13 protein-coding genes and 1 riboswitch are annotated in these 13,638 nt (G+C 69.3%); of the genes, 9 read left to right on the top strand and 4 right to left on the bottom strand.

Going from position 1 to position 13,638, the window contains the following annotated elements:
• Positions 1-44 precede the first annotated feature (44 nt).
• Positions 45-233 carry a hypothetical protein gene (locus tag AB5J50_RS08875; RefSeq protein ID WP_369256530.1) on the top strand — a complete coding sequence of 63 codons (189 nt, stop codon included), beginning with the start codon at positions 45-47 and terminating at the stop codon, positions 231-233.
• 190 nt (positions 234-423) lie between these two features.
• Positions 424-852, top strand: a complete 429-nt coding sequence (locus tag AB5J50_RS08880) for an SRPBCC family protein (RefSeq protein ID WP_327427124.1) — start codon at positions 424-426, stop codon at positions 850-852.
• An 82-nt stretch (positions 853-934) separates the two neighbouring features.
• Here AB5J50_RS08880 and AB5J50_RS08885 read toward each other — a convergent pair whose 3' ends face one another.
• The gene (locus AB5J50_RS08885; RefSeq protein ID WP_327427125.1) at positions 935-1,582 is read right to left on the bottom strand and encodes a PadR family transcriptional regulator; all 648 of its coding nucleotides are present in this window, start codon (positions 1,580-1,582) and stop codon (positions 935-937) included.
• A gap of 331 nt (positions 1,583-1,913) precedes the next feature.
• Between AB5J50_RS08885 and AB5J50_RS08890 the strand changes: the two genes are divergently transcribed.
• The 3 genes from AB5J50_RS08890 to AB5J50_RS08900 all read left to right on the top strand — a co-directional run bounded on the left by AB5J50_RS08890 (position 1,914) and on the right by AB5J50_RS08900 (position 3,748).
• The gene (locus AB5J50_RS08890) at positions 1,914-2,363 is read left to right on the top strand and encodes a DUF2199 domain-containing protein (RefSeq protein ID WP_369256532.1); all 450 of its coding nucleotides are present in this window, start codon (positions 1,914-1,916) and stop codon (positions 2,361-2,363) included.
• 88 nt (positions 2,364-2,451) lie between these two features.
• The gene (locus tag AB5J50_RS08895; RefSeq protein ID WP_369256534.1) at positions 2,452-2,868 is read left to right on the top strand and encodes a hypothetical protein; all 417 of its coding nucleotides are present in this window, start codon (positions 2,452-2,454) and stop codon (positions 2,866-2,868) included.
• A gap of 70 nt (positions 2,869-2,938) precedes the next feature.
• Positions 2,939-3,748 (top strand): PhzF family phenazine biosynthesis protein, encoded by an 810-nt coding sequence (locus AB5J50_RS08900; RefSeq protein WP_369256536.1) that lies wholly within the window; start codon positions 2,939-2,941, stop codon positions 3,746-3,748.
• A gap of 72 nt (positions 3,749-3,820) precedes the next feature.
• Here the strand turns inward: AB5J50_RS08900 and AB5J50_RS08905 are convergent, their stop codons facing one another.
• Positions 3,821-4,621: a type II CAAX endopeptidase family protein gene (locus tag AB5J50_RS08905; protein WP_327427128.1), complete on the bottom strand. Its 801-nt coding sequence runs from the start codon at positions 4,619-4,621 to the stop codon at positions 3,821-3,823.
• A gap of 185 nt (positions 4,622-4,806) precedes the next feature.
• On the opposite strand from AB5J50_RS08905, the gene AB5J50_RS08910 reads away from it, so the two are divergent.
• Positions 4,807-6,570 carry a substrate-binding and VWA domain-containing protein gene (locus AB5J50_RS08910; protein WP_369256538.1) on the top strand — a complete coding sequence of 588 codons (1,764 nt, stop codon included), beginning with the start codon at positions 4,807-4,809 and terminating at the stop codon, positions 6,568-6,570.
• 12 nt (positions 6,571-6,582) lie between these two features.
• Here AB5J50_RS08910 and AB5J50_RS08915 read toward each other — a convergent pair whose 3' ends face one another.
• Entirely contained in the window at positions 6,583-8,100 is a 1,518-nt protein-coding gene (locus tag AB5J50_RS08915; RefSeq protein WP_369256540.1) for a glutamate-cysteine ligase family protein, read from the bottom strand.
• Between the two features lie 544 nt (positions 8,101-8,644).
• Here AB5J50_RS08915 and AB5J50_RS08920 point away from each other — a divergent pair.
• Entirely contained in the window at positions 8,645-9,229 is a 585-nt protein-coding gene (locus AB5J50_RS08920) for a hypothetical protein (RefSeq protein WP_327427131.1), read from the top strand.
• A 351-nt stretch (positions 9,230-9,580) separates the two neighbouring features.
• Positions 9,581-9,787 carry a DUF5999 family protein gene (locus AB5J50_RS08925; protein WP_327427132.1) on the top strand — a complete coding sequence of 69 codons (207 nt, stop codon included), beginning with the start codon at positions 9,581-9,583 and terminating at the stop codon, positions 9,785-9,787.
• Between the two features lie 133 nt (positions 9,788-9,920).
• Here the strand turns inward: AB5J50_RS08925 and gcvP are convergent, their stop codons facing one another.
• Positions 9,921-12,803 carry an aminomethyl-transferring glycine dehydrogenase gene (gene gcvP / locus AB5J50_RS08930; RefSeq protein WP_369256542.1) on the bottom strand — a complete coding sequence of 961 codons (2,883 nt, stop codon included), beginning with the start codon at positions 12,801-12,803 and terminating at the stop codon, positions 9,921-9,923.
• Between the two features lie 177 nt (positions 12,804-12,980).
• A riboswitch (glycine riboswitch) is annotated at positions 12,981-13,076 on the bottom strand.
• A 114-nt stretch (positions 13,077-13,190) separates the two neighbouring features.
• On the opposite strand from gcvP, the gene AB5J50_RS08935 reads away from it, so the two are divergent.
• Positions 13,191-13,562: a PRC-barrel domain-containing protein gene (locus AB5J50_RS08935; protein WP_369256544.1), complete on the top strand. Its 372-nt coding sequence runs from the start codon at positions 13,191-13,193 to the stop codon at positions 13,560-13,562.
• Positions 13,563-13,638 lie beyond the last annotated feature (76 nt).

Genomic DNA, 13,638 nt, shown 5'->3' on the forward strand with positions numbered 1-13,638 from the left:
GCCCCGCACGCAACCGTGCCGCTCCGGCGCTCGTCCCTCGGAACATGGAGAGCAGGTGCTGGCTGGTGGCGCTGCCGGCGGTCGACGGCAGGCAGTACGTATACCGGGTGTACGCCCCCGAGGACGCGCTGCTCGCCGACCTGTTCTGGGAGGCATGGCACTGTCACGACGAGGGTCCCCACCCGCGGGCGTGGGACCTGTTCGACACGGCGGTGATACGACGGGTGGGCTGACCGCCCGCGACCGCGCGCCCGTTCGACTCCACCGTTCGACGACTCTGCTCGACGCCACTCTGCGAGGCCCCTGTTCGACCCTCCACAATTCCTGACGGTTCATCAGTATTGAATGTTCCAGGGCCTGCGGCTACGTTCCGCGACACCGTAGCTGCGCCGGGCGCAGCGCCCGACACGAAGGGGTGGTCGCATGGCCGAAGTCAGCGCGGAGGCACGTATCGAGGCACCCGCCGAGAAGGTCTGGGCGCAGCTCACGGACTTCTCCTCGTACGGCGAGTGGAACTCGACCCACACCAGTTTCCCGAAGGGCGGCCCCGCGTCACTCGAGGTCGGCGGCACCTTCGAGGAGAACATGAAGCTCATGGGCTTCCCGGCCGAGGTCAACTGGACCATCGAGGAGCTGGAGACGGCCCGCACCCTGGCCATCCGCGGCAAGGGCCCGATGGCGGTGAACGTCGCCACCCGCTACACCCTGACCCCCGACGGCGACGCCACGACTGTGCGGATCGACGGGGAGTTCACCGGCGCGGCCGTCTCCCTGATGGCCGGCAAGCTCAAGGACTCGGCGACGGCCGCCCTCAACGAGTCGCTGCGCAAGCTGGCCGGACTGGTGGCCTGAGCCCAGCGCGCCGCACCCGTACGCGGAAAGGCGCCCCGCGGAAACACTTCCGCGGGGCGCCGTCAGGTACCACAGCACGCCGTCAGTCCTCGTCGGCGAGGATCAGGTACAGCTTCTTGCGGGCTTCGTTGATGACCGCCACCGCCTTGTCGCGCTGGTCCTTGCTGCCGGTCTTCCAGACCTGGCCGAAGGCCTCCATGAGGCCGAAGCCGGCCTGCCGGATCTCGTGCAGCGTCTCCCAGTCGACCCCGCGCCCGGCCTCTTCCCAAGGCGCGTCGGGACCCTCGTCGGCCGCGCTGCGGCCGGACTCGGTGAGCGAGAACAGCTTCTTGCCGCCCTCGGCCGCGCTGGTGATCAGGCCCTCGTCCTCCAGCAGCTGAAGGGTCGGGTACACCGAACCCGGGCTGGGCTTCCACGCCCCGCCGCTGCGCTCGGCGATCTCCTGGATCATCTCGTAACCATGCATGGGCCGGTCCTTGAGCAGAGCCAGGATCGACGCGCGCACGTCGCCGCGCCGCGCCCTCCCCCGGGGCCCGCCCCGACCGCCACGCCCGCCCCAGGGGCCCGGGCCGAAGCCGGGTCCACCGAAGCCGGGGCCACCGGGTCCACCCGGCCCGAAGGGCCCGAAAGCCCCACGCCGCCCCTCGAAGCCGCCCCGACCACGAGGACCGGGTCCGCCGTGGTGTCCATGTCCGTGTTCGTATCCGAAGTCTTCTCCACGGGAACGCATCGCAATCACTCCATTCCATCGTTGATCGGTCGCGATGCGTCAACGATATATCGGAAGCGTTCGGATGGCAACCCCCAGGATCTGGGCAGGTGACCTGTCTCAGCGAAGATGCACCGGTCTCACTGAAGATTGACGACCGGCCTGTTCGTCTCATCGAAGTTTCACCGGACGGGACCGGCGAGCCGGGCCTGGATGATGGCGGCAGCGTGCCATCAGCGGCTGTTGGACGGCCCGGGGAAACCCCTGTTCGGGTGCTCGCTAGGCTCGCGCCATGTCTAACGATCTCGGTTTCACGTGCTCATGCTGCGGCGACCACCACGCAGAGCTCCCCATGAGCTACTCGACCATGGCCCCTGACGTCTGGGATCCCGGCTTCGAGAGTGATCCGGACAGCATGTTGTCGTCCGACCAGTGCGTGATCAAGGGCCAGCACTTCTTCATCAGGGGCTTGATCGAGATACCTGTGATCGGCAGCCAGGACGTCTTCTCCTGGGGCGTCTGGGTCTCTCTGAGCAAGGAAAACTTCGCCCGTGCCCTTGAGGTGTGGAACACGGAGGGCCGCGAGGCCGAGAAGCCGTACTTCGGCTGGCTCAGCACCGAGCTCGCGCTCTACTCCGAGGGCACCATCAACCTGAAGACCAACGCCCACACGCGGCCGGTCGGCAAGCGGCCCTTCATCGAGCTGGAGCCCACCGACCACCCCCTCGCCGTCGAACAGCGCACCGGGATCACACTGGACCGCGTGCGTGAGATTGCCACGGCGGTGCTGCATCCGGCCTGACTGGAAGCGACGGTCAAACTTCACTGAGACTGGTCGAACTTCGCTGAGACAGGACAGCAGGTCCGGACGCGTGCATCAGACTCGGGGCATGGGACACAACGGCACGTGGCCGCTGGACGACGCCTGGGACTGGATGACCGAGGGCGCCCGTCTCGCGGACGCCTGGGTCCGCAGCCACGAATCCTGGGTGCCACCGGTGGAGGAGGAACTGGTGGTGGCCGCGCGGGCGAGCGAGCTGAGCCGGTGGTACCCGTTCACCAGTCACAACTACCTGAGGTTCGCGGCTGACCCCGATTTCTGGGTGTCCGCAGAAGCAGCCGCCGGGATCCTGCCTGGGGCCATCTCCTTCGAGAAGGGCGGCCCGGACGACAACCCGGCCTTCCGCGTGTGGAGCGGGCAGTTGCTCGGAACCCCCGACCCGGTACTCGAACTGGTCACCCCGGACGCGGACGCCGCTGTCGCCGCCCTGGTGCGATTGCTGGCGGCTGAAAGTCGGCCCGAGTAAGGCTGCAATCGGTCCACCTCCCCCGAATTGGCCTTGGCCCGCCACTCCACGTGACAGCTAGCTTCGGCCCATGCGGATTCGTATCGTCGACGCCTTCACCGACCGCCCCTTCGCCGGTAACCCGGCCGGGGTCCTCCTCCTCGACACCTTCCCCGACGACGCCTGGCTCCAGAACGTGGCCCTGGAGGTCAACCACGCCGAGACGGCGTTCGCCCGGCGGCTTCCCGAGGGCGGCGAGGCCGACTGGGCGCTGCGCTGGTTCACCCCCGCCACCGAGGTCGCGATGTGCGGGCACGCGACGCTGGCGACCGCGCACGTCCTGCACGCCACGGGCGCCCACGAGGGACCCGTACGGTTCGCCACGCTCAGCGGCGTGCTCATCGCCACGCCCCACGCGGACGGTTCGATCACGCTGGACTTCCCGACCGCGCCCCTCACCCCGGTCGAGGTCCCGGACGGCGTCGCCGAGGCGCTGGGCACGGAGCCCCTCACCGCCTTCGACACCGGGCCGAACCTCGGCGACCTGGTGATCGAAGTCGCCGACGAGAAGACGGTCCTGGGCCTCGCCCCGGACCACAAGGCGCTCGCCCGGTACTCCACGCGCGGCATCATCGCGACAGCCCGCGCCGAAGACCCTTCCCGGGGCTACGACTTCGTCTCCCGCTGCTTCTTCCCGAACGTCGGCATCGACGAGGACCCGGTCACCGGCAGCGCCCACACGGCCCTCGCCCCCTATTGGTCCGAGCGCCTCGGCCGCCCCGGTCTCACCGGCCTCCAGGCCTCCCCGCGCTCCGGCCTCGTCCGTACCGAACTGCGCGGCGACCGCACCCTCCTCACGGGCCACGCGGTCACGGTCATCGAGGGCGAGCTGCTCGCGTAGCGGCTCACGAAAGTCGGGGCACGGCACACGAAGGGGGCGTACGGCAATCTCGTACGCCCCTCAAGGCCCCGCTCACGCCGTCGGCAGCCACCCCACCTTCCCCGCCAGCAGCGCGTACCCCACGAACGCCCCGATGTCGAGCAACGAGTGCGCCACCACGAGCGGCCCGACCCGGCCCCAACGCCGGTACAGATAGGCGAAGACCACACCCATCGCCATGTTGCCGACGAAGCCGCCGATGCCCTGGTAGAGGTGGTACGAGCCGCGCAACACCGCGCTCGCCATCAGCGCGGTGCCCGGCGTCCAGCCCAACTGGCCGAGCCGGCGCAGCAGATACCCGACGACGATGACCTCCTCCAGCACGGCGTTCTGCACGGCCGAGAGGATCAGCACCGGGTACTTCCACCACACATCGGGCAGCGCCTCCGGCACCACGGTGAGGTTGAAGCCGAGCCCCCGGGCCGCCAGATAGAAGGCGATGCCCGTGCTGCCGATCACCGACGCGATCGCCGCCCCGCGCCCGAGGTCCGGCCAGGGGCGCGTACGGTCGAAACCGATCACTCGCAGCCCCACGCCCTCCCTCAGCAGGAGGTGCGCGACCAGCGCGACCGGCACCAGAGCCGACGCGATGCCGAACAACTGCCAGGCCAGATCAAGCCAGGGTCGCCCTGGCGCGGCCGAGGCGTTCAGGGTGGCCGCCTGGTCCTTGAGACCCCCCGGTTTGGTGACCGATCCGACAAAGCTGATCAGCGCGGACACCCCGCTCGCACCGAGCGAGAGCGCCAGGACGAGCAGCGTCTCGTCCCGGAGAATCCGTCGTGTCAGCACCTCCTTCGGAAAAGAATCGGCCACCGACCCCGCCTCCACCTGCACTCCCGCCTCCAGTTGAGTAATCCCGCCTCATCCCCATCTTCGCCCCGCTAGGGTCTCGAAAGAAGTTACGAAGATCGTGCGCGACAGGCCGTTGGGGGACGGACGCCGTACGGGGCGTACCTCCCCTTTGTCTGTCTTACGGCTGTCTCACGGCTCAGGGCTCAACAGGGAGGGGCACCACCGTCATGGGACGTCACAGCTTGCCCGACGAGTACGGGGCGGGCGCCGCCGACCCCCGACCTCGCGCGCGCCGCCGCAATGTGGCCATCGCGACGGTGCTCGTGCTCACCGTCGCGGCGGGCACGGCGGCCGCGGTCCGCGGTGGCCTGCTCTCCTTCGGCACCTCCTGCCAGGACGACGCCGTCCACCTCGAGGTCGCCGCGTCGCCGGATGTGGCGCCCGCGCTCAGGGCCACCGCCGACCACGCCCGCAAGCACAACATCACCTCCGACGGCCGCTGCCTCGACGTCAGCGTGACCGCGCGCGAGTCGTACAAGTTCGCCGACTCGCTGAGGTCGGACAAGCAGTCCGACGTCCAGGTGTGGGTACCGGACTCCGACATCTGGGTGCAGCGCCTCACCGCGGACAGCACCGCGACCAAGGTGACCAACGCGGGCAACGTCGCGTACTCACCGGTCGGCGTCGCCATGGTCCCGTCGGCCGCGAAGACGCTGGGGTGGCCGGACAAGACGTACACCTGGACCGAGTTGGCCGGCGCCACCATGACGAGCGATCAGCTCAAGCTCGGCGCGGCCGACCCGACGCGCAGCGCGACTGGCCTGCTCGCGCTGACGCAGCTCAGCACCGCCGCGGCGCGGACCAAGGGAGGGGACACCCAGGCGGCCGCGATGGCGAAAGCCCTCTCGCAGCGCACCTCCGACAGCGACAGCCAGGTCCTGGACACGCTCCCCCGTGACTCGTCCGGCGCCGAGCAGGGCAACCCGAAGCGCAACCAGGCGCTGATCCTGTCCGAGCAGGCGGCGTTCACGTACAACTCCTCCGCCGACGACGGCGACGGACTCGACCTCTTCTACCCCAAGGACGGATCGCCCCAGCTCGACTACCCGTTCACCCTGGTCGACGAGGAGCGGATGAGCACAGACGAGAGTCGCGCCGCCCTGCGGTTCATGACGCTGCTGGGCGAGTCGGAGCCGCAGAAGATGCTGGAGGAGCACGGCTTCCGCACGAACGACGAGAACCCTTCGGACGGGCTGGTCACCGAGGCCGGCGGCCGCTCCCCGCAGCCGTACGCCCAGGCCTCGGCCGAACCCACGTCGGCGAAGGCTCTCCAGGAGGCGCTCGGCATGTGGACGATCACGGTGCAGAGCGCCCGGATCACCACGGTCGTGGACGCTTCCGCGTCCATGTCCGAGCCGGTACCCGGCACCGACCAGTCCCGCATGGACGTCACCAAGGCGTCCCTGCTGCAGGCCCTCGCCACCTTCACACCCGAGGACGAGATCGGGCTGTGGAAGTTCGCCACGAAACTCGACGGCGACAAGGACTACCGCGTGCTCGTGCCGACCGAGCGGCTCGGCGACAGCAAGGGTGCCGGCACCCAGCGGGACAAGTTGTCGGCGGCCTTCAGCGCCCTGACGCCCGTCCCCGGCGGGGCGACCGGCCTGTACGACACCACGCTGGCCGCGTACAAGGCGGCCACCTCCTCGTACGTGAAGGGCAAGTTCAACGCGCTGGTCCTGCTGACCGACGGCGTCAACCAGGACCCGGGCAGCATCTCGCGCTCCAGCCTCGTCGCCGAACTGCAGAAGCTCACCGACCCGCAGCGTCCGGTACCGCTGATCGCGATCGCGGTGGGCCCGGACGCCGACAAGGAGGAGATCGAGCAGATCGCCAAGGCGACCGGCGGCTCGGGCCACCAGGTCAACGACCCTTCGCAGATCCACTCGGTGATCCTCAAGGCGATCGTGGAGGCGGGCAGCCAGAGCTGACCCTCCCGCCGCTCACCCCAGCGGCACCGGCTCCGGCAGACCCACCGGCCAGGTGTGCACCGGCTCCCCGAGATGCATCAACTCTCCGTACCGCCTGGTCGTCGCGGCCAGCGCCGTATCCCGCCCGAGCCCCTTCTCCAGAGCCCGATGGAAGGTGGCCGCCTGCCACGTCGCGCCGTTGACGCGCAGTCGGCACCGGTCCTCGATCACGCCCAGGTAGAGGTCCCGGTCGACGGGCTCCACACCCCATGCGTCCAGCCCGGCGGCGGCGAGCGGCAGCAGCTCGTCGCGGACCAGGTTCACGGCGTCCACCCGCGCGGTCCCGCCGTACCGCCCGCGCCGCGGCCACTCCAGGCGCGCGTCGATGCCGTGCCGGCAGGCGGCGTCGAAGTTCGCGGCGGCGGCCTCGAAGGACAGCCGGGTCCACACGGGCCGCGCCTCCTCGGCGAGCGCGCGCACGAGCCCGTAGTAGAAGGCCGCGTTGGCGATGACGTCGGTGACGGTGGGGCCCGCGGGCAGCACCCGGTTCTCGACGCGCAGATGCGGGACGCCGTCGGCGATGCCGTACACGGGCCGGTTCCACCGGTACACCGTGCCGTTGTGCAGCACGAGTTCGGCGAGCTTGGGGATGCCTCCCTCGTCGAGGACCGCGAGCGGGTCCTCCTCGTCGCAGATCGGCAGCAGGGGCGGGAAGAAGCGCAGGTTCTCCTCGAAGAGGTCGTACACCGACGAGATCCACCGCTCACCGAACCAGGTACGCGGCCTGACGCCCTGCGCCTGCAACTCGGGCGGCCGGGTGTCGGTGGACTGCTGGAACAGTGGGGGCCGCGACTCGCGCCACAGCTCATGGCCGAACAGGAACGGCGAGTTGGCACCCACCGCGACCTGCACGGCGGCCACCGCCTGTGCCGCGTTCCACACGTCCGCGAACCGGCCCGGGGTGACCTGGAGGTGCAACTGCACGGAAGTACAGGCGGCTTCGGGCGCGATGGACTTCGATGTACAGACGAGGCGCTCCACGCCGTCGATGTCGAGGGCGAAATCCTCGCCGCGGGCGGCCACGATCTGGTCGTTGAGCAGGGTGTAGCGGTCGACGTCCGACAGGTTCGAGGAGACCAGGTCGTCCTGGCCGAGCGTCGGCAGAATGCCGATCATGACGATTCCGGCGTCGACTTCGCTCGCTTTCCGATGGGCATACCCGAGCGAGGTGCGCAGCTCCTCGGCGAGCCGGTCGAATACCCGGCCGCCCAATCGATGGGGGGCTATGTTGACTTCCAGGTTGAACATGGCGAGTTCTGTTTGGAAATCGCGGCTCGCAATCCTTTCGAGAACTTGCGCATTCATCATTCTGGGCATGCCGTCGGGTCCTGCGAGATTCAACTCGATCTCCAGACCCATGAGATTCTTCGGGCGATCGAACCTCTTCTCCTCCAGCAGCCGCTCCAGCCCCGTCAGACACTGCCGGAGCTTTCCGCGGTAGTGCTGGCGATCGGACAGGTCGAACGGCCCTGCCACGACCTTCTCCCCCATCGAAGTGTCCCTCCTCGGATGGGCAGGCCGATGCTCCGGCCCCTGGCGTCCCGGGTCACCGGGGATGATGCCCAGGCAACGCGATCGATAACGCCCTGCGCAAGGGCGCCGCCCGCTACCCTGGATCCGGGTCGGCGGGCACATTCACCGGGCAAGGTACATTACGCAAGTTACCGCCCGACATGATCTCGTGAAAAACGCCGACGAGAATCGGCCGACCGCTCCGGCGAAGTATTCCGAGGTCATCGCGGCGCCTCCTCCCAGAACCGGGATGAACCTCGCGTTTCACCGACCGAATAGTGCCTTGCTCTTCATATTCGGCACGGCTAGACGAAACACCGTCTGAACACGTGTCGTATAAACTCCGCAAACGAGGCAGAGAGTTGGCGCTCGCGGTCCTAGGTCCTGTCGTCCAGGTGATGTACGGCAGGCGACACCTTGTCGGCAGATCCAGACCCCCTCGCCCCTCCGACCCCGAGAGCTGACAGCGCCGTCCGCCCCCGCCCTCGCGCCACCATGCCTGTCGAATGAGAGGCGACCCACCATGCCGCTGCACGTACCCCCGGCTCCCGCGCCCGCCCTGCGCTCCGTCCTCACGGCACTCGGTTCCCCCACCGCTGTCCGCGAGGCCCGTACTCCGTCCCTCCGCATGGCCCAGGGACCCGCCACACCCGAACTCCCGTTGCCCGTACACGTCCTGGACCGGATCACCCCCGCGGGCGCGTCCGCCACCCGGCTCGCCGGGTGGCGCTTCCTGATCCGCTGCGGCGACCGCGCGGTGGCCGCGGCCGAGACCATGCTGACCCCCGACGGCTGGGCCTTCTCGCACTTCTTCGAGGGCCCGTACATCACCGCCACCGAACGCGCCCTGCGCCAGGCGGAGAGCATGCAGCAGTCGTACCAGGCACGCCTGTTGTCCGTGCCCGAGCTGTACATGCTCACTCTCTGGCTGCACGGCGACACCGCCGCGGACGGCAGCACCGGCCACCCGGCCGCCACCGACCTCCTGGTGCCGCTGGCGCCCGCCCCGCCCGGCATCGCCGCACACCGTCCACACCGCGTCGCCGAACTGCTGCCCGTACTCACCCACCGGGTCACGCCGGCCCCGCTGCTGAGCTCCCCCGCGTAAGCGAAAGCAACCGTGCCCCGCCGCCGTTCATTCGGCCGCGGGGCACTTTGCTCGTTAGGGCCGCACCCCGCTCGTACGAGGGGAAACGCGCCCGTCGGCCCGACCGGACTAGCCCCATTCGGCCACGTCAAACCACCCGAAGTGACAGTGCAGTTGGAATGAACCGTCCGCACGGGTGATGCGTCATCAACCTGTGAGAAGCGGTGCCGCTAAATCCCTGCGGATTGACGCCCGTAGGGCAACACTGGGTTCCAGACCACACACCAACGGGGGGCGGCCATGACCACATCGAGCCGCGGGACAGACACCACAGCCATCACTCACCTCTCAACCCAGCGAAAGATCCCATCAATGTGCCAGCACCAGCCACCGTGTCCGTCAGCCGAATCAGCCGACCGGGAGTCCGCCCGCCTTGTGGCGCACCACCCGGAGCAGGGATGGAGCCTGCTGTGCAACGGCGTTCTGCTCTTCGAGGACACCGGTGAGCTCCTGCCCGACGGCCAGATCATCGCCCCGCACCGCCCACGAGGCAGCGAATACGCGATGACGGCCGCCTGAGCCGCACAACCGGATGGCCCACACAGCCATCCAGACACATGAGGGGCCGGCCCGGAGACGTACTCTCCGAACCGGCCCCGACGCATGTCCGAGGGCGATTACTCCCCGTAGGCGTCCAAGTCCCGAGCGCTGATCAGTCCTCGTAGGCGTCCAGCGGCGGGCAGGAGCAGACCAGGTTCCGGTCGCCGTACGCCTGGTCGATACGGCGCACCGGCGGCCAGTACTTGTCCGCCGAGACTCCGGCCGGGAACACGGCCTCCTCGCGCGTGTACGCGTGCTTCCACTCCCCGCCGAGCGCGGCGGCGGTGTGCGGCGCGCCCCGCAGCGGGTTGTCGTCGGCCGCCCACTCGCCCGAGCCGACCTTCTCGATCTCCGCGCGGATGGCGATCATCGCCTCGCAGAACCGGTCGATCTCGCCGAGGTCCTCGGACTCGGTCGGCTCGATCATCAGCGTGCCCGCCACCGGGAAGGACATCGTCGGCGCGTGGAACCCGTAGTCGATCAGCCGCTTGGCGATGTCGTCGACGGTGACGCCGGTCGCCTTGGTCAGCGGACGCAGATCGATGATGCACTCGTGCGCGACGAGCCCGCCCGGGCCGGTGTAGAGCACCGGGTAGTGCGGCTCCAGGCGCTTGGCGATGTAGTTCGCCGACAGCACCGCCACCTGCGTGGCGCGCTTGAGGCCCTCGCCGCCCATCAGGCGGACGTACGCCCACGAGATCGGCAGGATGCCCGCGGAGCCCCACGGAGCGGCCGAGATCGGGCCGACGCCGGTCTCGGGACCGGCCGCGGGCTGCAGCGGGTGGTTCGGCAGGTACGGCGCCAGGTGCGCGCGCACACCGACCGGGCCGACGCCCGGGCCGCCGCCGCCGTGCGGGATGCAGAACGTCTTGTGCAGGTTGAGGTGCGAGACGTCGCCGCCGAAGTGACCCGGCTTGGCGAGGCCCACCAGCGCGTTGAGGTTGGCGCCGTCGACGTAGACCTGGCCGCCCGCCTCGTGCACCTGCGCGCAGATGTCGGCGACATGCTCCTCGAACACACCGTGCGTCGAGGGATACGTGATCATCAGCACCGCCAGCTCGTCGCGGTGCTGCTCGATCTTGGCACGCAGGTCCTCAACGTCGATCTCGCCGTCGTCCGCGGTCTTCACGACCACGACCTTCATGCCGGCCATCACGGCGCTCGCGGCGTTCGTGCCGTGCGCGGAGGACGGGATCAGGCAGACGGTGCGCTGCTCGTCGCCGTTGGCCCGGTGGTAGCCGCGCACGGCGAGCAGACCGGCCAGCTCGCCCTGCGAACCGGCGTTGGGCTGCAGCGACACGTTGTCGTACCCGGTGACCTCGGCGAGCCGCTCCTCCAGCTCACGGATGAGCGTGAGGTAGCCCTGCGCCTGCTCGGCGGGCACGAAGGGGTGCAGCTGGCCGAACTCGGGCCAGGTGACCGGCTCCATCTCCGTGGTCGCGTTGAGCTTCATCGTGCAGGAGCCCAGCGGGATCATGCCGCGGTCGAGCGCGTAGTCGCGGTCGGAGAGCTTGCGCAGGTAGCGCAGCATCGCGGTCTCGGAGCGGTGCTGGTGGAAGACCGGGTGCGTGAGGTAGTCGTCGCTGCGCAGCAGCGCGGCCGGCAGTGTGTCCTGTGCCGTCGCGTCCAGCGCCTCGACATCGCCCTCGACGCCGAACGCGGCCCACACGGCGCTCAGTTGCCTGCGCGTGGTGGTCTCGTCGCAGGACATCGCCACATGGTCGGCATCGACGAGGTGCAGGTTGACCCCGCCCTCGCGCGCGGCGGCCACGGCGTCGGCTGCCTTGCCCGGCACCCGCACGGTCAGCGTGTCGAAGTACGCGCCGTGCACGACCTCGACCCCGCCCGCCCGCAGGCCCGCGGCGAGGATCGTGGCGTAGCGGTGCGTACGCCGCGCGATGGTCTTCAGACCCTCGGAACCGTGGTAGACGGCGTACATACCGGCCATCACGGCGAGCAGCACCTGAGCCGTACAGATGTTGCTGGTCGCCTTCTCGCGGCGGATGTGCTGCTCACGCGTCTGCAGGGCGAGCCGGTACGCCTTGTGCCCGTCCGCGTCGACGGACACACCCACGAGCCGGCCCGGCAGGCTGCGCGCGAACTTCTCGCGCACCGCCATGTATCCGGCGTGCGGCCCGCCGAAGCCCATCGGCACACCGAAGCGCTGCGTCGTACCGACGGCGATGTCGGCGCCGAGCTCGCCCGGCGAGGTGAGCAGCGTCAGGGCGAGCAGGTCGGCGGCGACGGTGACGACCGCGCCCAGCTCGTGCGCCTGCTCGACGATCGGCTTGAGGTCGCGCACGGCACCGGAGGCGCCGGGATACTGGATGAGTACGCCGTTGATCTCGCGCTCGGCGATCCCGGCCGGGATGCCCTCGCTGAGGTCGGCGACGACGACCTCGACGCCGGTCGGCTCGGCGCGGGTCTCGATGACGGCGATGGTCTGCGGCAGCGCGTCCGCATCGACCAGGAAGAGGCCCTTCTTGTTCTTGCCCATGCGCCGGGACAGCGCCATCGCCTCGGCGGCGGCGGTGCCCTCGTCGAGCAGCGAGGCGCCGGAGGTCGGCAGCCCGGTCAGCTCGGCGACCACGGTCTGGAAGTTCAGCAGCGCCTCGAGACGGCCCTGCGAGATCTCCGGCTGGTACGGCGTGTACGCGGTGTACCAGGCCGGGTTCTCCATGACGTTGCGCAGGATCACCGGCGGCGTGAAGGTGCCGTAGTAACCGAGGCCGATCATCGGGTCGAGCACCTGGTTGCGGTCCGCGAGGGAGCGCAGCTCGGCCAGTACCTCGGCCTCGGTGCGCGCGCCCGGCAGCTTCAGCGCCTCGGCGTTCTTGATGACGTCCGGCACCGCGGTGGCCGTCAGCTCGTCGAGCGAGCCGTATCCGACCTGTGCGAGCATCTTGGCCCGCGCCTCGGAGTCGGGCCCGATGTGGCGCTGCTCGAAGGGGATTCCCTGTTCGAGTTCGGAGAGCGGAATGCGACTGGCGGTCATTGCGGAGGCCTCCTGGTCTGACGCGACCTTCGAGGGGCACCCCGGCACGGGTACCCCGACGGCCTCCCCCTCTGTCATCTCAACCTGAGAGCTTCACCGGCTCGTCCGCTGACGACCCGGTTTTCACCGTCGGTGAGGGCAGGGGCCATCGACACCCGCCCTGCTTTCCAGAGTGACCTCGTCCGTGCGGTACGTGAGCCTGAGAGATTCCGGGGAGGATTTGCTCCTTCGGCGCCTCCGATGAAGTCTGGAGGACTCTCCCGCACGGGGTCAGCAGCCGCCTGCCAGCCTACCAGCGAGGACAAGACCCAAGCCTTCGAGTGGCCGCCTTCCTGAATGTGCTCTTTTGTAGTGCTTACGAATGAGTTGCGACCAAGAGGAGGGCCCGTGCAGACCGACATCGATCCGCGCAACCTGATCGGCCGCAAGGCGTTCGACCGCAATGGCACCAAGATCGGCACGATCGACGAGGTCTACCTCGACGACGCGACCGGGGTCCCGGAGTGGGCGGCCATACGCACCGGCCTGTTCGGCAGGGACGCCTTCGTGCCCCTGGAGCCCAGTGAACTCGTCGAAGGCGCCCTGCGCATCCCCTTCGACCGAGCCCTGATCAAGGACGCCCCCGACTTCGGCGTCGGCCGCCACCTCTCCCCCGAACAGGAACTCCAGCTCTACCACCACTACGGCCTGGATGTCGCAGCCCCGCCTCCGCCCCCGGACCGGGATTTCGGCCACTTGGCGGGAACGGACGAGGGGTGATGAGACTGCTTGACCCCCGCTCAAGCGCCCCGTAAGGGGCGCGGGGCTCTGACATCATGCGGCTCCGCCGCGTGGG

Origin of the sequence: Streptomyces sp. R35, from assembly GCF_041053035.1 — a bacterium.
Lineage (GTDB): Bacteria > Actinomycetota > Actinomycetes > Streptomycetales > Streptomycetaceae > Streptomyces > Streptomyces lutosisoli.